This is a genomic window from Psychroserpens damuponensis (genome assembly GCF_000826655.1).
Taxonomy (GTDB): domain Bacteria; phylum Bacteroidota; class Bacteroidia; order Flavobacteriales; family Flavobacteriaceae; genus Psychroserpens; species Psychroserpens damuponensis.
Genome location: NZ_JXJO01000017.1, coordinates 76,946 through 103,855, shown reverse-complemented (window position 1 = coordinate 103,855; position 26,910 = coordinate 76,946). Strand labels below are relative to the sequence as shown.

21 protein-coding genes are annotated in these 26,910 nt (G+C 32.2%); 17 read left to right on the top strand and 4 right to left on the bottom strand.

The window, feature by feature from the left end:
• Positions 1-79 precede the first annotated feature (79 nt).
• Positions 80-2,455: a GAF domain-containing protein gene (locus TD29_RS09250; protein ID WP_040280267.1), complete on the top strand. Its 2,376-nt coding sequence runs from the start codon at positions 80-82 to the stop codon at positions 2,453-2,455.
• Here the strand turns inward: TD29_RS09250 and TD29_RS09245 are convergent.
• On the bottom strand, positions 2,452-3,723 hold the full coding sequence (locus TD29_RS09245) for a Pycsar system effector family protein (RefSeq protein WP_040280266.1): 1,272 nt from the start codon (positions 3,721-3,723) through the stop codon (positions 2,452-2,454). The two genes, TD29_RS09250 and TD29_RS09245, sit on opposite strands and share 4 nt — an antisense overlap.
• A gap of 143 nt (positions 3,724-3,866) precedes the next feature.
• Between TD29_RS09245 and TD29_RS09240 the strand changes: the two genes are divergently transcribed.
• The 5 genes from TD29_RS09240 to TD29_RS09220 all read left to right on the top strand — a co-directional run bounded on the left by TD29_RS09240 (position 3,867) and on the right by TD29_RS09220 (position 12,509).
• The gene (locus TD29_RS09240) at positions 3,867-5,429 is read left to right on the top strand and encodes a protein adenylyltransferase SelO (protein WP_040280264.1); all 1,563 of its coding nucleotides are present in this window, start codon (positions 3,867-3,869) and stop codon (positions 5,427-5,429) included.
• A gap of 97 nt (positions 5,430-5,526) precedes the next feature.
• A complete protein-coding gene (locus TD29_RS09235; RefSeq protein WP_040280262.1) occupies positions 5,527-6,744 on the top strand; it encodes a bifunctional alpha/beta hydrolase/OsmC family protein in 1,218 nt (405 codons plus the stop codon).
• 134 nt (positions 6,745-6,878) lie between these two features.
• Complete coding sequence (locus TD29_RS09230; RefSeq protein ID WP_040280260.1) at positions 6,879-10,586, top strand: metallophosphoesterase; 3,708 nt, start codon at positions 6,879-6,881, stop codon at positions 10,584-10,586.
• Positions 10,587-10,593: 7 nt separating this feature from the next.
• Positions 10,594-11,877 (top strand): DUF2254 domain-containing protein, encoded by a 1,284-nt coding sequence (locus tag TD29_RS09225; protein WP_040280259.1) that lies wholly within the window; start codon positions 10,594-10,596, stop codon positions 11,875-11,877.
• A 29-nt stretch (positions 11,878-11,906) separates the two neighbouring features.
• Positions 11,907-12,509: a DUF2652 domain-containing protein gene (locus tag TD29_RS09220; protein ID WP_040280258.1), complete on the top strand. Its 603-nt coding sequence runs from the start codon at positions 11,907-11,909 to the stop codon at positions 12,507-12,509.
• Positions 12,510-12,524: 15 nt separating this feature from the next.
• On the opposite strand, the gene TD29_RS09215 is transcribed toward TD29_RS09220, so the two are convergent.
• A complete protein-coding gene (locus TD29_RS09215; RefSeq protein ID WP_040280257.1) occupies positions 12,525-13,334 on the bottom strand; it encodes a hypothetical protein in 810 nt (269 codons plus the stop codon).
• Positions 13,335-13,481: 147 nt separating this feature from the next.
• Between TD29_RS09215 and TD29_RS09210 the strand changes: the two genes are divergently transcribed.
• Genes TD29_RS09210 through TD29_RS09180 form a run of 7 tightly spaced genes read left to right on the top strand, consistent with a single transcriptional unit; the run spans position 13,482 to position 20,047 of the window.
• Positions 13,482-14,693: a BaiN/RdsA family NAD(P)/FAD-dependent oxidoreductase gene (locus TD29_RS09210; RefSeq protein WP_040280256.1), complete on the top strand. Its 1,212-nt coding sequence runs from the start codon at positions 13,482-13,484 to the stop codon at positions 14,691-14,693.
• The gene (locus tag TD29_RS09205) at positions 14,690-15,223 is read left to right on the top strand and encodes a DUF1697 domain-containing protein (protein ID WP_241485264.1); all 534 of its coding nucleotides are present in this window, start codon (positions 14,690-14,692) and stop codon (positions 15,221-15,223) included. Before TD29_RS09210 ends, TD29_RS09205 begins: the two co-directional genes overlap by 4 nt.
• A gap of 5 nt (positions 15,224-15,228) precedes the next feature.
• On the top strand, positions 15,229-16,314 hold the full coding sequence (locus TD29_RS09200; protein WP_040280254.1) for a diphosphomevalonate/mevalonate 3,5-bisphosphate decarboxylase family protein: 1,086 nt from the start codon (positions 15,229-15,231) through the stop codon (positions 16,312-16,314).
• Between the two features lie 33 nt (positions 16,315-16,347).
• Entirely contained in the window at positions 16,348-17,277 is a 930-nt protein-coding gene (locus tag TD29_RS09195; RefSeq protein ID WP_040280253.1) for a mevalonate kinase family protein, read from the top strand.
• Positions 17,278-17,287: 10 nt separating this feature from the next.
• Positions 17,288-18,190 carry a geranylgeranylglycerol-phosphate geranylgeranyltransferase gene (locus TD29_RS09190; protein WP_040280251.1) on the top strand — a complete coding sequence of 301 codons (903 nt, stop codon included), beginning with the start codon at positions 17,288-17,290 and terminating at the stop codon, positions 18,188-18,190.
• Complete coding sequence (locus TD29_RS09185) at positions 18,191-19,141, top strand: carbon-nitrogen hydrolase family protein (RefSeq protein WP_040280249.1); 951 nt, start codon at positions 18,191-18,193, stop codon at positions 19,139-19,141.
• A gap of 39 nt (positions 19,142-19,180) precedes the next feature.
• Entirely contained in the window at positions 19,181-20,047 is an 867-nt protein-coding gene (locus tag TD29_RS09180) for a pseudouridine synthase (RefSeq protein ID WP_040280247.1), read from the top strand.
• A gap of 10 nt (positions 20,048-20,057) precedes the next feature.
• Here TD29_RS09180 and TD29_RS09175 read toward each other — a convergent pair whose 3' ends face one another.
• Positions 20,058-21,062: a transglutaminase domain-containing protein gene (locus tag TD29_RS09175; protein ID WP_040280246.1), complete on the bottom strand. Its 1,005-nt coding sequence runs from the start codon at positions 21,060-21,062 to the stop codon at positions 20,058-20,060.
• A gap of 28 nt (positions 21,063-21,090) precedes the next feature.
• Positions 21,091-21,507: a carboxypeptidase-like regulatory domain-containing protein gene (locus TD29_RS09170; RefSeq protein ID WP_040280245.1), complete on the bottom strand. Its 417-nt coding sequence runs from the start codon at positions 21,505-21,507 to the stop codon at positions 21,091-21,093.
• A 566-nt stretch (positions 21,508-22,073) separates the two neighbouring features.
• Here TD29_RS09170 and TD29_RS09165 point away from each other — a divergent pair.
• Genes TD29_RS09165 through TD29_RS09150 form a run of 4 tightly spaced genes read left to right on the top strand, consistent with a single transcriptional unit; the run spans position 22,074 to position 26,901 of the window.
• A complete protein-coding gene (locus TD29_RS09165) occupies positions 22,074-23,474 on the top strand; it encodes an arginine decarboxylase (RefSeq protein ID WP_040280244.1) in 1,401 nt (466 codons plus the stop codon).
• The gene (gene speB / locus TD29_RS09160) at positions 23,464-24,405 is read left to right on the top strand and encodes an agmatinase (RefSeq protein WP_040280243.1); all 942 of its coding nucleotides are present in this window, start codon (positions 23,464-23,466) and stop codon (positions 24,403-24,405) included. Before TD29_RS09165 ends, speB begins: the two co-directional genes overlap by 11 nt.
• Positions 24,395-25,372 (top strand): deoxyhypusine synthase family protein, encoded by a 978-nt coding sequence (locus TD29_RS09155; protein ID WP_040280242.1) that lies wholly within the window; start codon positions 24,395-24,397, stop codon positions 25,370-25,372. The genes speB and TD29_RS09155 overlap by 11 nt, the downstream gene beginning before the upstream one ends.
• Positions 25,372-26,901, top strand: a complete 1,530-nt coding sequence (locus tag TD29_RS09150; protein WP_040280240.1) for a bifunctional GNAT family N-acetyltransferase/carbon-nitrogen hydrolase family protein — start codon at positions 25,372-25,374, stop codon at positions 26,899-26,901. Before TD29_RS09155 ends, TD29_RS09150 begins: the two co-directional genes overlap by 1 nt.
• Positions 26,902-26,910 lie beyond the last annotated feature (9 nt).

Sequence of the window (26,910 nt, the reverse complement as noted above, 5' to 3'; positions counted from 1 at the left end):
AACATTTTACACGTAAGAAAGTCTTATTAGTAACGACTAAGTTATTAATTCGTATTTTTGCATGTTACAAAATAATTCAATGACCGATATTAATGAAAATATTGAGTCACCATTTAAATTAATGGTGAGTTTCGATAAACTTCTCAAGCACTATGAAGAGTTATCTCATAGTGACGATGAGTTTATTGCTGCAAAAGCACGTCGTGTTTTAAAAACAGCTGAAGGATACCCAATCCTTAGAGAGGGTATCACAAATCCGCAGGATTTAGTTACTAGAGAAAAAGAAATAAGCATTATTCTGCAAGATTCTTTTAGTAAAATTTTGACTACAAATGAGATAAAAACAGCTTCGGTACCATTGCATAATCTCATTTTTAATTCATCAGAACGTTTTAAATCTATCATTAAAGCGGCTGGAGATGATTTTGAATTAGAAATTAAGAACATACCAAAAGATGATACGTATATTGTAGCATGTACTATTGTATTAGCTTTTTGTTACGGTTACAACATTAATTTTAAAAGACCATTTTATTACGAAATTCCCGATGCCGATGGTATCATTCAATATTACAAAATCTTGTATAATGCAGATTTTACTGAAATTACTCCAAATAAAGATGCGCCTAAAATAACGCAAGACGACGTTGATGAGTTATTAGATAATTTTGAGAATATAGACCTGTGGAAAAAGAAATTTCCGCCAGGTAGCTATACGTTCAAAGGGTTTGTTATTTCAAATATTTTTAATGTAACTGATGATCAATCTATTTCTAATATAAAATCCAGTTTAATAGGAGAAGAAAAGCGTAAAGATGAAGGTTTTATGAATAATTTTCATGAAATTTTTCAATCTCTTTTAGGTTTAAAAGATATTAAAGTTGGATTTTCTATTTATAATCAAGAGGACGATACTTTTGAGCGTGTTTATGGTGTTGGTATGAATAGTTACCTTCTCAATAATTTAGATTCTAAATCATGCTCTGGTGCTTTATGTGATGTGTCTTATAATACATTATTGAAAGAAAAAAAGTTTTATACGATATCGGATGTCGATAAATTTTATGAGCTCTGTAAAGGGAAGTCACCTCAGTATAAAACACTAAAAGAACAGCATATTAAAAGTGCCATTCTAGCGCCAATAGCTAACGATGAAGGTTTAATGGGAATTCTAGAAATAGTTTCTGAAAAACCTAAAGTATTAAACAGTATCAATGCCAATAAATTGGTAGATGTGATGCCGTTCATCATATCTGCTGTTGAGCGTTCTAAGAGTGAGGAAGAAAATTTAATTGAAGCCGTCATACAACAGGAATGTACATCAATACATCCAAGTGTGAACTGGAGATTTGTAAAAGAGGCTAGAAATTTTATTAAAGATCAATTAAACGGTAATGAGCCTAGTTTTAATAAAATAGCTTTTGATAATATCTATCCTTTATTTGGTCAAATTGACATCAAAGGATCATCAGAGGCGAGAAACGCTGCTACGCAAAAAGATTTGTCTATTCAATTACAATCTATTAAAGCTATTATTGAGCATGCGATAGAACTCGAGAATTTGCCTATTTACGGGCAATTTTTATATCAAATTAATGAATTTTTGGAAGGATTAGATGCTCACTTCCAGGTTGATAGTGAACAGCAAATTTCAGCATTTATAAATCAAGATATTACTCCTTTATTAGACCATTTTAAGGCAGTAGATGAATTACGTGATGAGATCTCGTCTTATTTTGAAAGTATTGATGATAAGGTAGATGTGCTTTACCATCATCGTAAAGATTATGATGATACCATTGCTTTGATTAATAAAGAAATGGCTGCGCTTTTAGATAAAAAGCAAATTGAAGCTCAAGCGATGTATCCTCATTATTTTGAGCGTTTTAAAACCGATGGTGTAGAACACAATATGTACATAGGAGAATCAATCACTAAAGAAGATTCTTTTAATCCAATCTATTTATATAATTTAAGGTTATGGCAACTGCAAGTTATGTGCGAAATGGAAAATTCATTTTATAGTATGCAATCTAGTTTTCCTGTAAAGCTTGATGTAGCTTCTATGATTTTAGTGTTTAATCAGCCATTATCGATTAGTTTTAGAATGGATGAAAAACAATTTGATGTTGATGGTACTTATAATGCAAGATACGAAATTGTAAAAAAGAGAGTTGATAAAGCGTACATTAAAGGTACCACAGAGCGTGTGACTCAAAAAGGAAAAATAAGTATTGTTTACTCTCAGAAGCAAGACGAAATAGAGTACTTAAGATATATCAAATTCTTACAGTCTAAAAAATATTTAGATGATGATGTTGAGATTGTAGAACTTCAAGATTTACAAGCTGTAACTGGTTTAAAAGCAATACGTGTAAGTGTATTGTATCACAAAGATCAAGACGATAAATCGTTTTATACTTATGATGACTTAATGAAAGAAATTAAGGCTTAAACAGTGTAACTTGTCTTGTCACTTTCGTGTTGTTGTATATAGTGTGACTGTGTTTCTTGATCAAAAACTTCTTGTATATTTTCACCTGGATTATTTTTTACAGCAATGCCAAAAGCAATTAGTGATATAATGATACCTATCATGAATACGGTATAGGTAATTCGAAGTAACCTGTATTTGCGTTCTAGAACTTTTCCTAGAAAGTATAAATCTTTGGTTAAGGCTTTGTAAATGTATTCTTTATCGTTTACTAACTCTTTAATTGCCCATTCAAACTCTTCAAGTTTCATTTGGTGGAAATTTCCGAAGAAACTTAAATTCACATTTTGATTTTCTACGTCTTCTTTGGTAAATTGTCCGCTCGTGACATTTGGTCGTGTAGCTATGATAGACATAATCATAGAAATAACACTAAATAAAGTAAAAATGACTGTTGGCCAAGTTAAATAAGGGTTGGTATCAAGTTTAGAAATTAGATTAGCTAATACTACTGAGATGATAATAGCATTTACAGATAATAATATATTGGCTTTAGTATCTGCTATATCACTTAGTTTGATATGATTTCTAAGTGCTGTTCTAAAAAACGTTTGCACACCTCGTTCTGGGCTTTCATTTTTATATTGAGCCTTATACTTGGCTTTCATTTCTTCTTTCTTGAGCTTACTTTTTTGCTTTTTCTTAGCTTTCATAAGTTTCGAAAGATTTTTATCTTTTACAGATTGCCAGTTTTTCAAGGCATAGTCTGTATAGTATTGATGCCTTTTAGAAAGCACTTTAATGTTTTCATTTCTCCATCCGGTTGGAGAGTAGGTTTTTATATCGCGTAATTCTAATTCTTTTCTTAAAAATTCGCTAGCTTCTTCAAAGTAGTCTTTTCCAAAATGAGAAGCATCAGCATCTCTTATAATCTTACCTAATTTTGTTGTTGGAATTTCCTTAAATTTGGTTTCCATAATGCATTGGTTTACTGCATTAATTAGTGATTTATCAGCGTTTTGTTCAGTTAAAAATTTTGTTGCAATTTTTACACTTTTTTCTTCATGATCATCAGCGCCTTGTGTATAACCAGTATCATGAAGTAAAGCGGCTATTTCTAATATTTGTGCTTCTTCTGTTGAAACATTAGTGTTTTCTATAATCTCTCGAGTGCTTTTTAATACACGCTTAGTATGTTTAAAATTGTGATATAAAAAATTTTGATCAAGATCTGTTTTTAGTAAATCAAATACAAATTTTTCAGTTTTTTCAACAAGTTCAGTAGCCATAAATATCAAATATATATTAAAGTAAAATTACAAAAATCATAATTAAAACAATCTGTAATTTACAAACTACAAATTCGACTAAAAATTTTGTACATTCTATCTTTAAATAGAAAAATTGTAATGGAATCCATTAAATAAGTTAAATGCAACTAAAAATCAATCATAATTTTACTGAAAGTTTACCAGCAGATGAGATCATAGAGAATTATAGACGTCAAGTTAAAGCGGCTTGTTTTTCATATGTAACACCAAAACGGACTAAAAATCCTGAAATACTTCACATTTCCGAAGATATGGTGAACACCTTAGGTTTAACGTCTAGCGACTCGCAATCGCAACTGTTTAAAAACGTCTTTACAGGGAATCAAGTGTTAGAAAATACAACACCGTATTCTATGTGTTATGGTGGACATCAATTTGGAAATTGGGCAGGACAATTAGGTGATGGTAGAGCCATTAATTTATTTGAAGTAGAACACCATAATAAACAGTGGCAAGTACAACTTAAAGGTGCAGGAGAAACGCCTTATTCTAGAACTGCAGACGGTTTAGCAGTGTTGCGCTCATCCATTAGAGAATACTTATGTAGCGAAGCTATGTTTTACTTAGGAGTGCCAACAACTAGAGCTTTGTCATTGTCTCTATCTGGTGATGAGGTGATGAGAGATATGCTGTATGATGGAAATCAAGCTTATGAAAAAGGAGCCATTGTGGCTCGTGTAGCGCCTTCTTTTTTACGCTTCGGAAATTTTGAAATCTTCGCAGCTAGGCAAGATCATAATACGCTTAAAACTTTGGTAGACTATACCATTTTGAATCATTTTTCGCATTTAGGATCACCTTCTAAAGATAACTACATCGCCTTTTTTGCTGAAGTATCTCAACGCACACTCGACATGATTATACATTGGCAACGCGTTGGGTTTGTGCATGGTGTTATGAATACAGATAATATGTCAATTCTTGGTTTAACAATAGATTATGGTCCTTATGGTTGGTTAGAAGGGTTTGATTTTGGGTGGACGCCAAATACTACCGATCGTGAGCATAAGCGTTATCGCTTCGGAAATCAGCCCAATATTGGGCTTTGGAATTTATACCAATTAGCTAACGCTTTGTATCCATTAATTGAAGAAACCCAACCTTTAGAAACCATATTAGAAAACTATAAAATTGATTTTGAAAAAAAGTCATTAAACATGATGAAATCAAAATTAGGTTTAGAGCAATTTAATGATGAGGATGCTCAACTCATTCAGAATTTAGAGGATACCTTATTGTTAACAGAAACCGATATGACCATCTTTTTTAGAGCGCTAAGCAACTTCAAAAAAGGAGAGGCTTCAAAAGGATTGGAGCGTGTTAGTGCAGCTTTCTATACACCAAATGAAGTGTCTGATGTTGTAGCGCAACAATGGAGAAATTGGTTTAAAAATTATGACGAACGATTAAAAAAGGAGATGCTTACAGATGCACAACGTAAGTTGAAAATGGATGCTGTAAATCCTAAATACGTACTTAGAAATTACATGGCTCAACTAGCCATTGATGATGCTAATAAAGGAGACTACAAACTTATTGACGAGTTATTTCAATTGTTGAAAAACCCTTATGATGAGCAGCCAAAACAACAAAAATGGTTTGCAAAACGACCAGATTGGGCACGACATAAAGTAGGCTGCTCAATGTTGTCATGTAGTTCTTAAGCAAAATTTTATAAAATAATGACGCGATGTCTTAAATAGTTACATTTCAGAAGATATCATAGCGCAATTTAAAAACCGATTTTACAATATAGTAATTATGAATAATAAGAGATTAAAAATAGAAAACAAAAAAGGTCATAAATTACAAGCGTATTTAGAGCTGCCTGCAAATCAAAAACCAAATAAGTTTGCCATTTTCGCACATTGTTTTACTTGCAGCAGTTCATTATCTGCAGTGAGACATATTAGCAGAGCACTCACAAATCATGGATTTGGTGTTGTGAGATTTGATTTCACAGGTTTAGGACGAAGTGAAGGTGAGTTTTCTGAAAGTTATTTTTCGGCTAATGTTGATGATCTTATTGCAGTAAGTGATTATTTAAAATCGCATTATGAAGCACCTTCTTTAATGGTAGGTCATTCTCTTGGTGGTGCAGCTGTTTTAGTGGCTGCTTCAAAATTAGAACTTGTAAAAGCAGTGGCAACTGTTGGAGCGCCTTCAACTGTTAGCCATGTGAAACACTTGTTTTCTCATGGTATTGACGATATAAAACAAAAAGGAAAAGTAGAAGTTAATATTGGTGGTCGACCTTTTAAAATTGATGAGGAGTTTGTGGCCGATTTTGATAAAACCAATTTACCAGAGATTGTAAAATCATTAAGAAAGCCTCTGCTAATATTGCATTCTCCAATAGATACTATAGTTGGAATTAAAAATGCAGAGCAACTGTACCATAGCGCACATCATCCTAAAAGTTTTGTGAGTCTAGATGCTGCAGATCATCTTTTAAGTAATGCTCAAGACAGTTTGTATGTTGGAGATATGATTGGTAGTTGGGTGAAACGCTATTTTCCGGAACAGAAAAATAAGATGTTAGATACAACTGGCGAACAGTTAGTAGCGCATTTAAATTTAAAAGAGGATAATTTTACTACTACGGTACAAACGGCTAAACATAGTTTTATTGCAGATGAGCCAAACGCAGTGGGAGGAGATGATTTTGGTCCTTCACCTTACGATTTTTTAAGTGCTGGATTAGCAGCTTGTACAGTAATGACTTTAAAAATGTATGCCGAACGCAAACAATGGGATTTACAAGAAGTGTATACTCATATCACCTATTCTAAAAAACATAGTGACGATTTGATGTTAGATTTAGAGAAGCCAACTCGTCTAGATCATTTGTCAAAAAAGCTAACCTTAGTTGGTAATTTAGATGATAAACAACGGCAACGCTTAAAAGAGATTGCAGCAAAATGTCCAGTTCATAAAACCTTACAAAGTGATGTGATTATTGATACAGAGCTTGTATAAATTAAACCGGTATTTGTAACGATTAAAAGTGTAATTGTAATGCACTCAAATTAGGGTAAACATCAATATATTTAGTGATAAAGGCAAAGAGATTTGCAGTTTTTACTTTATTTTGTAAATCTAACAATCTATAAATGACTAAAAATTATAACTATTTTTCAATTCTTATTGTGTTCCTACTTTTTAATGCGTGTGCAACACACAAGGCACAATATAAAGAAGAGGCTTCAAAATTAGCAGAACGACCTAATAAAGAGATTGAGAAGGTCTTTTATTTATTAGGTGATGCAGGGAAATCTCCTCAAGGAGGTATGTCTAAAGCATTAACTGCTTTTAATAATCACATTAAAGATAGAGATACTAAAAATGACTATGCTATTTTTCTTGGGGACAATATTTATCCTTCTGGTTTGCCAGCAAAAGACGAAGAAGGAAGAGCTGAAGCAGAAAATGCACTTGAAGGTCAAATTAAATCGGTAAAAGATTTTAAAGGTGAGGTTTTATTTATTCCAGGTAATCATGATTGGTACACAGATGGTATTAATGGATTAAAACGTCAGGAAAAATATATTGAAGAGGCGCTTGGTAAAAATACATTTCAGCCTGAAAATGGTTGTCCATTAGAAAGTATTGATGTAAGTGAAACCATACAATTAATTGCTATAGATACACAGTGGTATTTAGAAAATTGGAATGAAAATCCAGCTATAAACGATAAATGTGAGATTAAAACAAGAGAACGTTTTTTTGAAGAACTAGAAGGAGAGCTGAAGAAAGCTCAAAATAAAACTATTGTTTTAGCCATGCATCATCCTATGTTTACAAATGGTATTCATGGTGGTTTTTATGCAGCAAGAAAACATTTATATCCAACACAAAGTAAAATTCCTGTACCTGTTTTTGCGTCACTTTTAGCGCAAATTAGAACTCAAGGTGGTGTGTCTATTCAAGATCGTTATAATGAACGTTATAATAAGCTCATGAATCGATTAGAAACACTGGCTTTTGAGTCTGAAAATTTAGTGTTTGTTTCAGGCCATGAACATTCATTACAATATATTGAGCAGGAGCGTATAAAGCAAATTGTATCAGGTTCTGGTGCTAAAGAGTCTGCAGCGCAATTGAGCGATAATGGATTGTTCTCTTACGGTAAACAAGGTTTTGCAGAGCTAACTGTTTATAAAGATGGTAGCAGTTGGGTCACTATTTATGGAGAAGATGATGGGCAACCTATACGTGTTTTTGCTCAAGAGGTCTATGAGCCAACAAAAGATTATGATGTTTCTAATTTGCCAGATACATTTCCGCAGGAAATAGAAACCTCAGTATATACAAAAGAAGAAACCGATAAAACTGGTTTTTTTGAATCGGTTTGGGGTAGTCATTATAGAGATATTTACAGTACTAAAATAACAGCAAAAGTGGCAACACTAGATACGCTTTACGGTGGATTAGAAGTTGTAAGAGCAGGAGGTGGTCACCAAACAAAATCACTACGTTTAAAAACAAAAGATGGTAGGGAGTTAAATATGAGAGCCTTGCGAAAAAGTGCTACACAATATTTACAAGCCGTATTATTTAAAAATACGTATATACAAGATGAGTTTGAAAAAACTGCAGTAGAGGGTTTAATTCAAGATTTTTATACGGCTGCGCATCCTTATGCATTTGCTGTGGTGCCAGACCTGTCTGATGCTGCAAAAATTTATCACACCAATCCCAAGATTTATTACATTCCGAAGCATAAACACTTAGGAAAATATAATAATGATTATGGTGATGAACTATATATGATTGAAGAGCGTCCTGAAGACAATTACACAGGAGAACGTAATTTTGGTTTTGCCGATGATATAGAAAGTACTCATGATATTATTGAAAAAGTTAGAGAAGACGAAAAGTATAAAATTGATGAAAATGCTTACGTAAGAGCACGTTTATTTGATATGCTAATAGGAGATTGGGATAGACACCAAGATCAATGGCGTTGGGCACAATTTGATCAAGACAATGGCGATAAATTGTACCGACCAATTCCTAGGGATAGAGATCAAGTGTTTTCTAATTTTGATGGAGCTTTGCTAGATGTGATGCGCGTAATTTCAGGATCTACTAAACAATTGCAAGTGTATGATGAAAAGTTAGAAGATATTGAATGGATGAATGCTGCAGGTGTTAAATTAGACCGCGTAATGGTGCAGCAAGCGACTAAAGAAAAATGGTTAGAACATGCTAAATTTCTTCAAGATAATATTACAGATGACGTTATAGAATTAGCGTTTTCTAAAGTGCCAAAAGCTGTTCAAGATGAAACATTAGAAGAGATAAAACAAAAATTAAAAGGCAGACGATCAAATCTGCTTGATATAGCCTCTCGCTACTATGAATATTTAAATGAGTTAGTAATACTTACAGGTACCGATAAAGACGATTATATTGAGGTTATACGCATTGGCGATAACCAAACACAAGTAAAGATTTCAAGAATTAAAGATGGCGAAAAAGGCGAGGTTCTTGTAGATAAAGTTTTTAATAAAGAGGTGACTAAAGAACTTTGGATTTATGGATTAGATGATGAAGATGTGTTTGAGGTAACTGGTAAAGCTAATAACTTAATATTTACGAGATTAATTGGTGGCCAAGAAAATGATACCTATATCATAAAATCGGGACGTAGAATTAAAGTGTACGATCATGAGAGTAAACCTAATACCATTAAAGAGAATAATGGTGCGACTATTCGATTAACTGATGTTTACACCCATAATCTTTTTGATTTTCAAAAACACATTGTAAACAATAGCGTAATCACTCCAGCCATTGGTTTTAATCCCGATGATGGCGTGTCTTTAGGTTTGCAATATGTAAGGACTAAAAACGGATTTCAACGTAATCCATTTTCAAATCAACACCGATTTAAAGGAGGATTCTTTTTTGCTACTAGTGGTTTTTCTATAGAGTATGATGGAGAGTTTGCCAATATCATGAACGATTGGAATTTACACGTTGGAGGACGTTTTACCTCTGAAAATTTTACAAATAACTTTTTTGGCTACGGAAATGAAACGGTTAATAATGATGACGAGTTAGATTTAGACTATAACCGTGTTAAAACAAGCATCTACATGGCTAAAGCTGGTATTCTTAAAAAAGGAAATTTTGGTAGTGATTATGGCTTTAGAGTGATTTTAGAAGCCATTGAAGTCGACGATACTGCAGATCGATTTATAACAGATTTTGCTTCAGAATTTACAAGAAGTTTTTATGATAGACGTTATTTTGGAGCTATAGAGGCAGAATTTAAATATGAGAGTTTTGATAGTAAATTAAACCCATCACGTGGAATGAATTTTTTAATTACTGCAGGTGGAAAAACTGAATTTGAAGAGACTAAAAACACATATGGTTATTTAAATTCTAATTTAGGATTTTATAATACGCTAAGTAAAAACCGAAAATTAGTTTTAAAAACAGATGCTAAACTGCAAGTTAGAGTTGGCGATGATCTCATCTTTTATCAAGCTTCTAATATTGGTGGTCAAAATGGTTTAAGAGGTTATAGAACAGAACGTTTTACAGGTAAAAACTCGTTTGTAGGAAGTGCAGATGTTAGATATAGTTTCGATTCATTTAAAACAAAAACATTGCCATTGCAAATAGGCGTCTTTGGAGGTTTTGATGTTGGTCGTGTTTGGTTAGAAGGTGATTATTCTAACAAATGGCATAATGATTATGGTGGCGGATTTTGGGTCACTGCAGCCGAAAGTCTTTCAGGAACATTCAATCTCTTTAATAGTACCGAAGGTTTACGATTCTCATTTGGTTTTGGTTTGAACTTTTAAAAATTAAATGATAGCGTATTTAAGCAACTTCATAAAAAATATTTATCAATTAGAAAGTAAAATTGCTTTCTACCCGTCGCTTTTAAGTGTTTTAGGTCTCGCATTTGCTTTCACAATGTATTATTTTGAAAGCATTGGGATTTCTAAATATTTACTTGAAAATGCTCCTGTGTTGGTCGTTAATGATACCGAAACTGCTAGAAATCTACTTACAACATTCATAGCAGGTTTAATATCAATTATGGTGTTTAGTTTTTCTATGGTAATGATATTGCTTAATCAAGCGTCAAGTAATTTTTCTCCTAGAATATTACCAGGTTTAATTTCTAATAGAAGACATCAAATCATACTTGGTATCTATAATTTTACATTGCTTTATTGCATATTTACATTAGTATCTATTGAGCCAGAAGGAAATAAATACCAACTTCCAGGGTTTTCAGTATTGCTTGCTATTTTTGCAATGACCGTTTGTTTAGGTGCATTTATATATTTTATTCATTCTATATCTCAAGAAATCCAGGTTAATAATATCATGGATCGCATTTTTTATTCAGCTAAAGCAAGACTTCAAAAACTTATTGATTTAGAAAATGATGATGATGTAAACGTTCCACAAACATCAAAATGGTGTCCAATCACATCACATAGGTCTGGTTATTTTCAAGATTTAAATTTAAAAGCTTTAAAAGAAATTGCCCAAGAAAATAATATTCAATTAGAAATAATACCCACAAAAGGCACCTATATATTACCAAAACAACTACTATTTAAATCTAATGTTAAATTAGACGATAAAATTATTGATGAAGTCAATGGTGCATTTCGGTTTTCTAAAAGTGAGCTTATTGAAGATAATTACTTATTAGCCTTTAAGCAAATTACCGAAATCGCAGTAAAAGCCATGTCGCCAGGAATTAACGATCCTGGTACAGCAATTAATGCCATTGATTATTTAACAGAGTTGTTTTCTCTAAGATTGTATAAAAACGATGTCAACATTGTTTATAGCGATAAAAACGAACCAATGTTAAAAATAAATACTATTGATTTTCAAGAGGTTTTATTTCAAGTGATGGCAGCGTTAAGAACCTATTGTAGTCATGATATCATTATAGTTCAAAAATTATTTTATATGTTAAATTATCTAAAAGATAAAGACCATATAAAATTAGAAATATATCATAAAGCCATAAGTTTAGAAATAGAGAATCTCCATGAAGATGCTACCAATAGTTTAAAAAATAAAGCAGATTTAGCAATTGTATCACAACTGTATTCTAACACTTAAAGCTTATTTTAGCTAAAAATAAAAGTATTATGCCTTCCTACCCAACATTAATTTGCATACCAGATATAAGTGGTTTTACTCGTTTTATGAGTGATACTAATATAGAGCTTAGTGCTAAAGTAATACCAGCATTGCTAAACGAAATTATATATACCAACGAAATTGGTTTAAGAGTTTCAGAAATTGAAGGAGATGCTGTGTTGTTTTTTAAAACTGGAGAATTACCGCCTTTTAGTGATCTCATTAATCAATGTAAATTGTTTTTTACTCAGTTTTACAAGCAACTAGATGCGCTAGCAACACAATATACTCAAGAAAAAGGAATTGATAAAATACCGCAACTAGGTTTAAAAATCATTCTACATTATGGAGAATATGTAGAGTCTGTGCAAATAGGTAATCACATTAAACTTATGGGTGAAGATGTGATTATTGCTCACCGACTTTTAAAAAACGATATTAATGAAGATGAATATTTATTAATTTCAGAGCAATTACTAAACCAATATCACGATAAAATCATAGAGTTTAATTTTGGTTGGGGAGAATTACAAGTAGACGAAAAACGATATAAACACATAGGGAATATCAATTATAGCTATATAAAAATGAATAAATTATTAGAGGATTAATAAACACTACTTATGTTAATTAAGGTTCATTGTATACAATTTACCACCCTCGTGTTTTGTCTTTTCATCAGTAATTAATACCATATTATTATCGGTAATATTAATGCCTTCTTTTTGAGAATCGTGATCAAATTCAACAGCTTTAATAGTGCCACTTAAAAAATCATCAGCATCAAAATTAGTGAGTTTCCAAAGCCTGTCATGATTTAATAAAACTACCGTAGAGCCATCACTATTAATATCTGCCGAGGTCACTTTGGTGTTTTTTCCTTTAAGCTCTACTTCGGAAATGTAACGCGCTTCATGATCGCCTATGTCATTTGGAACCCAGTATAACTTTACATGTTTATTGCTTTTACTAAACACATAAAACTTGTTATTATATAAAAAGAATGATTCAAAATCTTGTGACTTTTCTCCCTTTGGCATCGTAAAACTAATCACTTCTGCAGTAGTATTAGAAGACGCTTTTTCAGGAGCGGTTACTTTATAAATTGCAAAACTTTTACGCTTTTTACTATTGTTGCCAAAATCGCCAATATAGATATTTCCGAAGGTATCAGACGTTAAATCTTCCCAATCAATATTTTGAATATTATTAATACTAATATCTTTAAGAACATCTCCTTTGGCATTAAGACCATATAAATTATTTGTGTTTCCAGCATCTTCAATAACCCACAACATGTTAGACGTTGAAGTTTTTTCAATGGCCGAAATTTCTTTTAAGCTAGAAGGTAAATCTGCAGTAGCTGTAAGTTTTCCAGAATCACAAGCGCTAGCAAGCATCAAACTTAGAAAAACAAAATTGAAGTAAATAGGCATATGGTATAGATTTATATGTAAAATAATGAGTTTTTCTTCGGAAACTAAAATCAAAAATCATAAAGCTATTATAAAAAATGAATTGCTGCTTTTTCTTACTTGAAATTAATACTTTTATCTCCTTAGATAAAACATTGAAAATAGAGAATGAAAGCATATGATGTCATCATAGTTGGAGGAGGAGCTGCAGGTTTTTTTGCAGCAATTAACTGCGCTGAGCAAAACCCAAAGTTAAAAATTGCACTTTTAGAACGAGGAAAACAAGGTTTGCAAAAAGTGAAAATTTCGGGAGGAGGACGTTGCAACGTCACACATGCAGAGTTTATTCCTCAAGAATTAGTGCTCAATTATCCAAGAGGTGAAAAAGAATTATTAGGACCTTTTCATCAATTTATGACAGGAGATACCATACAATGGTTTGAAGAACGAGGTGTTGAATTAAAGATTGAAGATGATGGTAGAATGTTTCCAATTACAAATAGCTCGCAAACCATTATAGATTGTTTTCTAAGTGAAGCACAAAAATATAACGTTGATGTGTTGTATAATCATGCTTTGAAATCTGTTATTCATACCGAAACAAATTGGGAATTAGAAACATCGCAAGGTCAATTTTCTTCAAATAAATTATTAATAGCAACAGGTAGCAATCCTAAAATATGGACGCTATTAGAAGGTTTAGGTCATACAATTTCTCAACCTGTACCGTCATTATTTACATTTGATATTAAAGATGAGCGTATTAAAGATATTCCTGGTGTTGTAGCTTTAAACGTAGAGGTTAAAGTGGTAGATACAGAGTTATGGAGTGAGGGTCCATTATTAATCACACACGTTGGGATGAGTGCGCCAGCCATTTTAAAACTCTCTGCTTTTGGAGCTATTGAGTTGGCAAAACGCAACTATGATTTTGAAATTGAAGTCAATTTTATTAAACAATCTTTTAATGATTGTCTAGAACAATTAAAAAATTTAAAACAAGATTTTGCTAAAAAAACAGTCTTTAAGTTAGCTCAATTTGAACTGCCAAAACGATTATGGCATAAATTGGTTTTAGCATCTCAAATTACACAAGAAACCCGTTGGGCAGATCTTAATAAATCGCAATTAGAGGCCTTAACGGCTCAGCTTACGCAAGCCGTTTTTAATGTAACAGGAAAAAGTACATTTAAAGAAGAGTTTGTCACAGCTGGAGGCGTAAATTTAAAAGAAGTAAATTTTAAAACCTTTGAAAGTAGGCTACATGAAAACCTATATTTTGCAGGAGAAATTTTAAATATTGATGCTATTACTGGCGGATTTAATTTTCAAAACGCTTGGTCTGGAGCTTTTATTGCAGCTAAAAACATGTCTCAATGATGAACACATTTATAGTTTTATTAAGAGGTATCAATGTTGGCGGACATAGAAAAGTCCCAATGGCTGAGTTGCGAGAATTACTCACAAAAACAGGCTTTGAAGCGGTAAAAACCTACATACAGAGTGGTAATATTGTTTTAAATGCTGCTCAAGAAAAATCAACGATAGAAACTAATGTAAAGCAAGCTATTGCATCTCATTTTGGATTTGACGTTCCGGTAATTGCAAAAACGAGAGCTGAGTTAAAGCAAATTTTTGATGCTTGTCCGTTTTCCGAAGAAAAAAAAGAAAACAGTTATTTTGTGTTGTTAAGTAAAATTCCTGAATCAGAATTAGTAGATGAGGTGATGCACATCACATATGATAATGAGATATTCCAAATTATTAATGATTGCCTTTATTTTTATTCATCTGTTGGATATGGACGTACGAAATTTAATATGAATGCGTTTGAGAAAAAACTAAACGTAAAAGCGACATCACGAAACTTTAAAACAATGGTAAAACTATTATCTTTGTCTCAGAATTAATACACATGACTGAACAAAATTTCATTCCAAAACCTTTTGCGAAAACTGTAGAGAACGGCAGCTATACGTGGTCGTCGCCTAGCAATATTGCTTTAGTAAAATATTGGGGAAAAAAAGAAGATCAAATTCCTGAAAACCCATCTATAAGTTTCACACTAAATAATTGTAAAACAACCACAACACTCAGTTTTGTAAAAAAGAAGACTACAAATGATTTTTCATTTGATGTGTTTTTAGATGGAGAAAAAAAGGACGATTTTAAACCTAAAATTGCAACATTTTTTAAGCGAATTGAAATCTATTTACCGTTTTTAAAAGATTATCATTTTAAAATTGAAACGTCTAATACGTTTCCGCATAGTTCTGGTATTGCGTCATCGGCTTCTGGTATGAGTGCTTTAGCTTTGTGTTTAATGAGTGTTGAGAAAGAGTTTTTAGAAGATATTTCTGAAGACTATTTTAATCAAAAAGCATCATTTTTAGCACGATTAGGATCTGGGAGCGCTTGCCGAAGTATTGAAGGAGACTTAATTGTTTGGGGAACTCATAAGGAGATTAATAAGAGTTCTAATCTCTTCGGAATTAAATACCCATTCTCAGTTCATGAAAATTTTAAGCATTATCAAGACACAATTTTACTGGTTGATAAAGGAGAAAAACAAGTAAGCAGTACGGTTGGTCATAATTTGATGCATAAGCATCCCTTTGCAGAACGACGTTTTGAACAAGCCCATGAAAACATGTCTAAACTTATTTCAATTTTTGAAACAGGAGATTTAGATGCGTTTATTAAAATTGTTGAAAGTGAAGCATTGACGCTACATGCCATGATGATGACAAGTATGCCATACTTTATTTTAATGAAGCCAAACACTTTAGAGATTATAAATAAAATTTGGACGTATAGAGCTCAAACCAACTCTAAAATTTGTTTTACCTTAGATGCAGGAGCAAATGTTCATGTGTTATATCCAGAAAATGAAAAGGAAAGTGTTGTGGAATTCATTAAAAATGAATTAGTTGCCTTTTGTCAAAATGAACATTATATTAGCGATCAAATTGGCTTTGGCGCAAACCAAATACAATTATAATACGTATATTTGTTAAAGGAATTGCCCAAACTTATGAAAGGACCACTATTTTACTCTAAAATTTTACTCTTTGGTGAATACGGAATCATTAAAGATTCTAAAGGTTTATCTATCCCTTATAATTTTTATAATGGCGCTTTAAAGACAGACGAAAACCCATCACAAGACGCTATTAAATCAAACGAATGTTTAAGTGCGTATGTGTCGTATCTAAAAGATATGGATGCTCAAACTGTGTCATTTGATATTGATGCGTTAGAGCAAGATGTAGAAGGTGGTATGTATTTTGACTCTTCAATTCCTCAAGGTTATGGTGTTGGAAGTAGTGGTGCTTTAGTTGCTGCTATTTATGATAAATATGCACAAGATAAAATCACAGTTTTAGAAAATTTAACCAGAGAGAAATTATTAAAACTCAAAGTTATTTTTTCTGAAATGGAATCCTTTTTCCATGGCAAATCTTCTGGATTAGATCCTTTAAATAGTTATTTAAGTATTCCAATTTTAATCAATTCTAAAGATAATATCGAAACAGCTGGTATTCCTGCACAACAAACCGAAGGTAAAGGTGCTGTGTTTTTATTAGACTCTGGTATTATTGGAGAAACGGCTCCTATGGTTCGCATCTTCATGGAAAACATGAAGCAAGAAGGATTTAGAAGCATGCTTAAAGATCAATTTATAAAACATACAGATGCTTGTGTTGATGATTTCTTAAAAGGAGACGTAAAGTCACTATTTAAAAATACCAAACAATTATCAAAAGTCGTATTGAATCACTTTAAACCTATGATTCCTCATCAATTTCATGAACTTTGGAAAAAAGGTATCGATACTAATGAATACTATCTAAAGCTTTGTGGCTCTGGTGGTGGAGGTTATATTTTAGGGTTTACTGAAGATATAGAAACTGCTAAGCAATCTCTTAAAGATTATAAGTTAGAAGTGGTTTATAACTTCTAAACCTTCACGTATGTTTTCACGTAGACAAAAACATATCTTGCTAAAGTTTTTTAGCATGTTTTCTGTCGTTCGCGGTTACAATATTCTTGTCATTGTAATTGCTCAATACCTAACTTCAATTTATATTTTAGCTCATGATAAGCCTTTAAAAGCAGTACTTTTTGATTTAAATTTATTAGTGCTTGTACTTGCATCTGCTTCAACAATAGCTGCAGGCTACATTATTAATAATTTTTACGATTCTGAAAAAGATTTAATCAACCGTCCAAATAAGTCTAAATTAGATAAATTGATAAGTCAAAATACCAAGTTGTCTTTTTATTTTGTGCTAAATTTCACAGCAGTTGTGATGGCGAGTTACGTGTCGTTTAACGCTGTAGTATTTTTTTCAATTTATATCTTCTTAATTTGGTTTTATTCACATAAACTCAAAAAACTTCCTTTTGTAGGGAATTTAACTTCAGCCATATTAGCCATTTTACCATTTTTTGTCATATTTCTCTATTACAAAAACGTTGAACACGTTATTTTTATACATGCTTTTTTCTTGTTTTTAATAGTTTCAATGCGTGAACTAACTAAAGATTTAGAAAATATAAAAGGCGATTTACTACTTAATTATAAAACCATTCCAATTATATATGGTGAAAAAGCATCAAAAATTATGCTTTCAGTTTTAATTGGTTTAACCAGTATCCCTTTGTATTTGTTACTGTTTCATTATGATGTAGGACACATGTATTTGTTTTTCTACCTATCTGTAATGTTATTAATTGTTTTTCTACTATTACTTTGGAAATCGAAAACTAAAACCCATTATTTAATTCTGCATAATATTTTGAAATTTATCATTGTAGCAGGTGTGTTTAGTATTGTTCTTATTAATATAAATGTAGTGTTAAATCGTATTTAAATGACTGAAAAACTCAAAGTAGCATTAGCTCAAATTTCGCCGGTTTGGTTGAATAAAACTGAAACGTTAAAGAAAGTAGAGCAGTCTATTATAGAAGCTTCCGAAGAAAAAGCAGAACTCATCGTTTTTGGTGAGGGTTTAGTGCCTGGTTATCCATTTTGGTTGGCATTAACAGGAGGAGCAGAATGGAATACTAATGTAAATAAAGAGTTACATGCGCATTACGTTAAAAATGCAATTACCATTGAGAAAGGTGATTTAGATTCCATTTGTAAATTGTCAAAACACTATAAAATGGCAATTTATTTAGGGATTATTGAGCGTCCTTTAGATCGAGGTGGTCACAGTGTTTATGCATCATTAGTGTATATTAATCAAGAAGGTGTAATACAGTCTGTTCATAGAAAACTTCAGCCAACTTATGATGAACGTTTAACATGGTCACCAGGTGATGGTCATGGTTTACAGGTGCATTCTCTTAAAGATTTTACTGTTGGCGGACTTAATTGTTGGGAGAATTGGATGCCATTACCCAGAGCGGCACTTTATGGTTTAGGCGAAAATTTACATATTGCTGTGTGGCCAGGAAGTGATCATAATACAAAAGATATTACACGGTTTATTGCTAGAGAATCTCGCTCTTATGTCATATCGGTTTCTAGTTTGATGTCTGCGGAAGATTTTCCGAAGACCACACCACACTTAGATAAAATACTAGATAAAGCGCCTAAAGTCTTAGCCAATGGTGGTAGCTGTATTGCTGGACCAGATGGAGAGTGGGTTGTAGCACCTGTATTACATAAAGAAGGACTTATTTATCATACCATAGATTTTAATCGAGTACTTGAAGAACGTCAAAATTTTGATCCTGTAGGACACTATTCTAGACCAGACGTAACACTATTATCGGTTAATCGAGAACGTCAATCTACGATCAAAATTGTAGATTAATTCAACTAATAGACTACCTTTGCGCAAAATTCATACATCATGAGCAGACAAGGACGAAACGGAAAATCAAGTAGCAAGCCTAAAAATAAAAGGTCAGGTAAAAGACGCGATGAAGCAAAAAGAGAAAATGTTGTTCGTCAAAAAACTCCTGCTAAGAAAAAAGCTGCTACACCTTCGGCACCAAAAAAAACATCTAATACTGATGATATTAGACTAAACAAATATATAGCAAATTCTGGTGTGTGCTCTCGAAGAGATGCAGATATGCATATTGCTGTTGGTAGTGTCACTGTTAACGGAAAAGTTATCAATGAAATGGGTTACAAAGTAAAACTTGATGATGAAGTTCGTTTTGATGGTGCTCGTATCAACCCAGAGAAAAAAACATATGTGTTGCTAAATAAGCCTAAAGGTTTTGCCACGACTACCAGTGAGAGTAAAGGGAAAACAGTGATGGATTTAGTTGCAAACTCTACAACTGCTCGTATTAAACCCATTGGAAGATTAGGACGAGGATCAACAGGTTTACTACTATTTACTAATGATGATGTGATTGCAAAAAAATTCACGAATTCTAAAACAGGTGTGTCTCGATTATTTGAAATCGAATTGGATAGAGATTTAAAATATGAAGATTTTAAAAAGATCCAAGAAGGAATCAAACCAATGGGTAAGCTAATTGCTGTAGAAGAAGTGAGTTATATTGATGGTGCTCCTAAAACACTAATCGGACTTAAAATTAAAAATACAGGTAATTCTATTTTACATACTATTTTTGATCATCTTAATTATGAGATTGTACGTGTTGATTGCGTGCAAATAGGTCAATTAACCAAAAAAGATTTACCACGAGGTCATTGGAAACATTTGACAACTCAAGAAGTGAATACATTACAAATGTTGTAATTCAATATTCTTATCCTTTAACTTTAAACGTGTAGGTAGATATTAAATCATTTCCTATATAAAGATGCACATCATAGAAACCATTAGATTCAAATTGGTGTTCTATAATGAGTGATTTGTTTTCTATGTTTACAGAATTTGGAGTCGTTTTTTTATTGGTATATCCATTGTCAATTAAAAAACGAACACTTTCTACATCTATATCGTTTTGAAGCTTATATTGAAATTGCACCATTTCATTTTTATGTAATGATTGATGCATAAGTTTTGGATAATCATGCGTTGATAAATAAGTGTAGGCTTGGCCATAAAGTATTGGTGCAGCTAGAAACTCATCAAATGTATGAGATTCGTTTGGCATAAGTGTCCAATGTTCCTCCTGCGGAAAGTGATTAATTATAAACAATTGAGGGTTAGATAAAAAATAACCATTGTTGTAATCAAATTTAAAAATTTTGGTTTCAGGATCAGGAATTCCACTTGCCCAAGTAGGATCACACAGGTACCATTTTTCATTCAATTTTATAGCATTCCAAGAGTGGTTTGGAGGATCAAGTTCATCAATATTTGTCATGCTCGTTCTCCCATAGCCATGAACAATTTCACATTCTAAATTAGCTAATTTAGCAAGCTCTTTTACGATATAAGCGTAACCAGTACAAATGGTTTTATTCTGTTTTAAAAGTTTACGAAAAACATCCTTTTTAAAACGATTATTCCAAGATTTGAGCTTAACACTGTCATTTTGATACTTACTTCGTTTGCGCTTGTTTTTTAAATATAGCGTGTAATCATTAGCAATATTGTGGCAAACCCACATGTAGATGGCTCTAAAACGCTCTACATCTGTATCTAAATTTGATGTGAGATTATAAACCAGATTAGGCATATTATCAAGCCCTTCATTTTTGCAAATAGATGCGTTTAAATCTGCTTTCGAAAAATTAATGTGATCAAAATCAGATATTTGAGCATGAGACTGAAATGCAACTATGAAGAGCAATAAATATCTCATTTTATATAATAACACTTAATATAAACGCTTATTTAGAGCGCTTAGATTTAAAAGGAGTATTGCTATTTGGCGCACCCATTATTTCAACAAGGTCAGATGACATTAACAGGTTTATATAAGTTGATTTAGCATCAATTTTGATGTCTTGTTTTTCATAACCTAAGTAACTAAATACTAATATATCTCCTGAGCTTAATGACTGCGGAAATGTGAATTCTCCATTCTCATCTGTAATAACACCAATTTTACTGTTTTTAAGCACAACGTTGACACCTAATAATGGTCCGTTTTCATCGGTCACCTTTCCTTTAACCGTTAATTCTTGATCTGCAACAGCAGTAGTAGTCGCAATTTTACTTTGTGCATGCATTTTATTTGAAAATAATGCAGTACACATTATTAAACCAAATAGCAGTGTGATTTTTTTAATAGTTTGAGTTTTCATAATTATATGTGTTTGTTTAAATCAAAATTATACACGCTTAAAAGGTTTAACAAGTCATAATGAGGCAACACTGATATTCATCTCGTGAAAACACCTTTTGAATGAGTGTATTATAAAATTAAAGATTAAAAAATAAATAGACTTAAAATTATAGTTAAAAAAATAATTCAAAAAAAATACAAAAATGTGTTGCGTGTCAAAAAATAAATTACATTTGCGTCGCTTTTAGAGAAATTAAATTCTCAAAAGCCAAGCACATAGCTGAACAAATTGAACCATGTTTATACGTTTGGGTTTTTGAACATCAGGAAGTCATATTCAAAAGCAGCTTATAGATTAAGCAACCAAATTTTAGAGCTAACTTCCGCTTACTACATATTTATGAGCCAACATTTGTTTGGGTTCATTCCTACAACTCATCCTCAACTGCAGGTATGATTTTATTATTCTTTTGATTTTTGTTCAAGATTTATCTGGTGTACAATCCTGATCTTGATAATAATATTTTGTTGGTTTAACCTAGCGTTAACCTTCACTATCTATATTTAACTTTTTTAAAAATTACAATGAATACTAAATATATTGATTTGGTAAATCAAACCTTTGATTTTCCTCAAGACGAATTTAAACTTAAAAATAAAACATTAGAATTCCACGATGTCAACCTAATGAAACTGGTTGAAGATTATGGAACACCTTTAAAATTTACGTATTTACCTCAAATATCTAACAATATTAATCGGGCAAAACAATGGTTTGCAGATGCTATTGAAAAATATGATTATAAAGGAAAATATAACTATTGCTACTGTACAAAAAGCTCACATTTTAAACATGTTTTAGATGAAGCGTTATCTAATGATATTCATATTGAAACGTCATCAGCTTTTGATATTGATATTGTTGAACGATTAAAGGCTGAAGGTAAAATTACAAATGAAACATTTGTTATTAGTAATGGGTTCAAACGCGCGCAATACATTACTAATATTGCGAGATTAATTAATAATGGACATAAAAATGCAATTCCCATAATTGATAATTACGAAGAGATTGAGTTGCTTTCCGAAGATATAAAAGGAAAATTTAATGTTGGTATTAGAATCGCTTCGGAAGAAGAACCAAAATTTGAATTCTATACGTCGAGATTAGGTATTGGCTACAAGAATATTGTGCCTTTTTATAAAAATCAAATTCAAAAGAATAAAAAAGTAGAATTAAAAATGCTTCACTTTTTTATCAATACTGGCATTCGTGATAATGCGTATTACTGGAACGAGCTTAACAAATGTTTAAAGGTGTACACAAGTTTAAAAAAGATTTGTCCAACATTAGATAGTTTAAATATAGGAGGAGGTTTTCCTATAAAAAACTCTTTGGCTTTCGATTTTGACTATGCATATATGGTTGATGAAATTGTAAATCAAATTAAATTAGTTTGTGAAGAAGAAGATGTTGATGTACCAAACATTTTTACCGAATTTGGAAGCTTTACAGTTGGAGAAAGTGGAGGAGCAATATATGAGATATTGTATCAAAAGCAACAAAATGATCGTGAGAAATGGAATATGATTAACTCCTCGTTTATCACAACGTTGCCAGATACTTGGGCAATTAATAAACGTTTTATCATGTTGCCAATTAACCGTTGGAATGATAGTTACGAACGTGTGCTTTTAGGAGGTTTAACTTGTGATAGTGATGATTATTATAACAGTGAACAACATATGAATGCCATATATCTTCCAAAATATAATAAAGACAAACCATTATATATAGGCTTTTTTAATACAGGAGCTTATCAAGAAACTATTGGTGGATTTGGGGGTTTACAACACTGTTTAATCCCATCACCAAAACATATTTTAATCCAAAAAGATGCTGATGGAAACCTCACCACAAAATTATTTCGCGAACAACAAAAAAGTGAAGACTTACTTAAAATATTAGGTTACAATGGACAATAAAACTTACGCAGGAATAGAAGAGCAATATGCTAAATTAGACAGTTCTAAAATTGTCTTAATCCCTGTGCCTTATGATGGTACAAGTACGTGGCAAAAAGGATCAGATAAAGGGCCAGAAGCTTTTTTAAATGCTTCGGAAAACATGGAGCTTTACGATATTGAAACTGAAACAGAAGTATATAAGCAAGGCATCTATTTGGCTGATGCAATTACAGAAAATACATCACCAGAAACCATGGTCAATGCGGTTCATCAAATTACAAAAAAGTATATTAAACGTAATAAGTTTGTAACGACTTTTGGAGGCGAACATTCTATTTCAATTGGGACCATTAGAGCATTTAATGAGTGTTTTGACGACTTAACAGTTTTGCAAATTGATGCACATGCAGATTTGCGTAAAGACTATCAAGGCTCAACTTGTAACCATGCTTGTGCTGTTTACGAGGCGAGTCAAACAACTAATTTAATTCAAGTAGGAATTCGTAGTATGGATGTTATGGAAACTACAGTCATGGATAAAGAGAAAACGTATTTTGCTCATGATATGGCTTTAGATGACTCTTGGATGGATGCTGTAATTGATCAAATGACAGATAACGTATATATCACTTTTGATTTAGATGCTTTTGATCCTTCAATTATGCCATCTACAGGAACTCCAGAACCTGGAGGATTGTTATGGTATGAAACTATTGAGTTTTTACGTCAAGTGTTTGAAGAGAAAAATGTGGTAGGTTTTGATATTGTTGAATTATGTCCTAATTCTAAAGAAAAATCATCAGATTTTCTTGCAGCAAAATTATACTATAAAATGCTGACTTATAAATTTTTAAACGAAAACGCAGACGACGAATTCGAAAACACAAACAATGAATCTAAAGGGAACTCAAATAGAGTTTCAAAATTTAACAACGACGATGACAACTAATAAAGGAGAAATTTCAAAATTTTTAGAAACGTATTATTTACACTTTAATGCAGCTGCTTTAGTTGATGCAGCCAAAGGGTATGAAGATCAATTAAACGCTGGTTCAAAAATGTTAGTATCACTAGCTGGTGCTATGAGTACTGCGGAATTAGGTAAGATATTTGCAGAAATGATTCGTCAAGATAAAGTTCATGTCATCTCTTGTACAGGTGCAAACCTTGAAGAAGATATTATGAATTTAGTGGCACATTCGCATTATATACGTGTACCTAATTATCGTGATTTGACTCCTCAAGATGAATGGGATTTACTAGAAAAAGGCTTAAATCGTGTTACAGATACGTGTATTCCTGAAGAGGAAGCTTTTAGAAGAATACAAGAGCATATCGTTAAAATTTGGATGGATGCTGAAGCTAAAGGTGAACGCTATTTGCCACATGAATATATGTATAAATTACTATTGTCTGGAGTTTTAGAAGAGCATTATGAAATCGATTTAAAAGATTCGTGGATGTATGCGGCTGCCGAAAAAAACCTACCTATTGTTTGTCCAGGATGGGAAGATAGTACAATGGGTAATATTTTTGCAAGCTATGTGCTTAAAGGCGAATTGCAAGCTAGTACAATGAAATCTGGTATAGAATATATGACGTTTTTAGCCAATTGGTATACAGATAATTCTAAAAAAGGAATAGGCTTCTTTCAAATTGGAGGAGGTATTGCTGGAGATTTTCCAATTTGCGTAGTGCCAATGTTGTACCAAGATATGGAGCGTACTGATACACCATTTTGGAGTTATTTTTGCCAAATAAGTGATTCTACAACGAGTTATGGTTCATATTCTGGAGCTGTACCAAATGAAAAAATTACATGGGGAAAATTAGATATTAACACACCAAAATTTATTATCGAAAGTGATGCAACCATCGTAGCACCATTAATTTTTGCTTATCTCTTAGATATGTAATGGAAGATCATAAAATTGAAAATATAGAATTAAAGTATCTAACGGTTGACGATTTTGAGGAATTAAAATCGGCAACCTTAGAGTCTTATGGTGGTGTTTTAGATTCATATTGGAAAAAACACCATATTGAACGCTTAACCACAATGTTTCCCGAAGGGCAAGTGGTGATCAAAATTGATGGTAATATTGCAGGTTGCGCATTGTCGCTTATTGTAGATTATGATAATATTGATGATCATCATACCTATGCCGATATTATTACAGGAGATTCGTTTAAAATTCATGATCCTCAAGGTGATGTTCTCTACGGTATTGATGTATTTATAAAACCTGAATATAGAGGGTTGAGATTGGGACGACGTTTATATGATTATAGAAAAGAAGTTTGCGAAAATTTAAACTTAAAAGGTATTGTTTTTGGAGGCAGAATGCCTAATTATCATAAACATAAAGGGCTAATGCCTAAAGAGTATATTGAAAAAGTAAAGCGTAAAGAAATTCATGATCCTGTATTAAATTTTCAAATATCTAACGATTTTCATCCAGTTCGTGTTTTAAAAGGTTATTTAGAAGGTGATACGGCTTCAAATGAATATGCCGTTTTAATGGAGTGGGATAATATTTATTATACCAAAAAAAGCAGAAAAGCAAGTACAGTAAAAACTGTTGTGAGATTAGGGTTGATTCAATGGCAAATGCGTACTTATAATAGCTTAGAAGAATTGATGCAACAAGTTGAGTATTTTGTAGATAGTGTTGCTGCATACAGATCTGATTTTGCCCTGTTTCCAGAGTTTTTTAATGCACCATTAATGGCAAAGTATAACCATATGCACGAGCCAGATGCTATTAGAGAATTAGCCAAATATACTAAGGTTATTGTTGAAAAAATGCAGCAATTATCTATCTCATATAATATCAATATTATTACAGGTAGTATGCCAGAGTTAATTGATGACAAACTATTTAATGTTGGTTATTTATGCCGTAGAGATGGTAGTTTAGAACGTTATGAAAAAATTCATGTTACACCAGATGAAGCTAAGGTTTGGGGAATGCAAAGAGGTCATAAATTACAAACGTTTGAAACCGATGCTGGCAAAATAGGTATTTTAATTTGTTATGATTCTGAATTTCCTGAGTTGTCTAGATTGCTAGCAGATGAAGGTATGGATATTTTATTTATCCCATTTTTAACAGATACTCAAAATGGCTATTCGCGTGTACGTTTATGTGCGCAAGCAAGAGCAATAGAAAACGAATGTTATGTTGCTATTGCAGGTAGCGTTGGTAATTTGCCAAATGTAAATAATATGGATATTCAATACGCTCAATCTGCGGTGTTTACACCATGCGATTTTTCTTTTCCTAGTAATGGTATAAAAGCAGAAGCCACTACAAATACAGAAATGATATTAGTAGCAGATGTAGATATTAGTTTGTTAAGAGAATTACATTCGTTTGGAGCTGTTAAAAATTTGAAAGATCGTAGAAAAGATGTTTACGATGTTATTCGTGTCGAAAAATAAATAGTATAT

What these genes read in the sequence shown, in the direction of transcription:
- TD29_RS09250 (WP_040280267.1), top strand. Translation starts at nt 80, where the DNA reads ATGACCGATATTAATGAAAATATTGAGTCACCATTTAAATTAATGGTG.
- TD29_RS09245 (WP_040280266.1), bottom strand. Translation starts at nt 3,723, where the DNA reads ATGGCTACTGAACTTGTTGAAAAAACTGAAAAATTTGTATTTGATTTA.
- TD29_RS09240 (WP_040280264.1), top strand. Translation starts at nt 3,867, where the DNA reads ATGCAACTAAAAATCAATCATAATTTTACTGAAAGTTTACCAGCAGAT.
- TD29_RS09235 (WP_040280262.1), top strand. Translation starts at nt 5,527, where the DNA reads ATGAATAATAAGAGATTAAAAATAGAAAACAAAAAAGGTCATAAATTA.
- TD29_RS09230 (WP_040280260.1), top strand. Translation starts at nt 6,879, where the DNA reads ATGACTAAAAATTATAACTATTTTTCAATTCTTATTGTGTTCCTACTT.
- TD29_RS09225 (WP_040280259.1), top strand. Translation starts at nt 10,594, where the DNA reads ATGATAGCGTATTTAAGCAACTTCATAAAAAATATTTATCAATTAGAA.
- TD29_RS09220 (WP_040280258.1), top strand. Translation starts at nt 11,907, where the DNA reads ATGCCTTCCTACCCAACATTAATTTGCATACCAGATATAAGTGGTTTT.
- TD29_RS09215 (WP_040280257.1), bottom strand. Translation starts at nt 13,334, where the DNA reads ATGCCTATTTACTTCAATTTTGTTTTTCTAAGTTTGATGCTTGCTAGC.
- TD29_RS09210 (WP_040280256.1), top strand. Translation starts at nt 13,482, where the DNA reads ATGAAAGCATATGATGTCATCATAGTTGGAGGAGGAGCTGCAGGTTTT.
- TD29_RS09205 (WP_241485264.1), top strand. Translation starts at nt 14,690, where the DNA reads ATGATGAACACATTTATAGTTTTATTAAGAGGTATCAATGTTGGCGGA.
- TD29_RS09200 (WP_040280254.1), top strand. Translation starts at nt 15,229, where the DNA reads ATGACTGAACAAAATTTCATTCCAAAACCTTTTGCGAAAACTGTAGAG.
- TD29_RS09195 (WP_040280253.1), top strand. Translation starts at nt 16,348, where the DNA reads ATGAAAGGACCACTATTTTACTCTAAAATTTTACTCTTTGGTGAATAC.
- TD29_RS09190 (WP_040280251.1), top strand. Translation starts at nt 17,288, where the DNA reads ATGTTTTCACGTAGACAAAAACATATCTTGCTAAAGTTTTTTAGCATG.
- TD29_RS09185 (WP_040280249.1), top strand. Translation starts at nt 18,191, where the DNA reads ATGACTGAAAAACTCAAAGTAGCATTAGCTCAAATTTCGCCGGTTTGG.
- TD29_RS09180 (WP_040280247.1), top strand. Translation starts at nt 19,181, where the DNA reads ATGAGCAGACAAGGACGAAACGGAAAATCAAGTAGCAAGCCTAAAAAT.
- TD29_RS09175 (WP_040280246.1), bottom strand. Translation starts at nt 21,062, where the DNA reads ATGAGATATTTATTGCTCTTCATAGTTGCATTTCAGTCTCATGCTCAA.
- TD29_RS09170 (WP_040280245.1), bottom strand. Translation starts at nt 21,507, where the DNA reads ATGAAAACTCAAACTATTAAAAAAATCACACTGCTATTTGGTTTAATA.
- TD29_RS09165 (WP_040280244.1), top strand. Translation starts at nt 22,074, where the DNA reads ATGAATACTAAATATATTGATTTGGTAAATCAAACCTTTGATTTTCCT.
- speB (WP_040280243.1), top strand. Translation starts at nt 23,464, where the DNA reads ATGGACAATAAAACTTACGCAGGAATAGAAGAGCAATATGCTAAATTA.
- TD29_RS09155 (WP_040280242.1), top strand. Translation starts at nt 24,395, where the DNA reads ATGACAACTAATAAAGGAGAAATTTCAAAATTTTTAGAAACGTATTAT.
- TD29_RS09150 (WP_040280240.1), top strand. Translation starts at nt 25,372, where the DNA reads ATGGAAGATCATAAAATTGAAAATATAGAATTAAAGTATCTAACGGTT.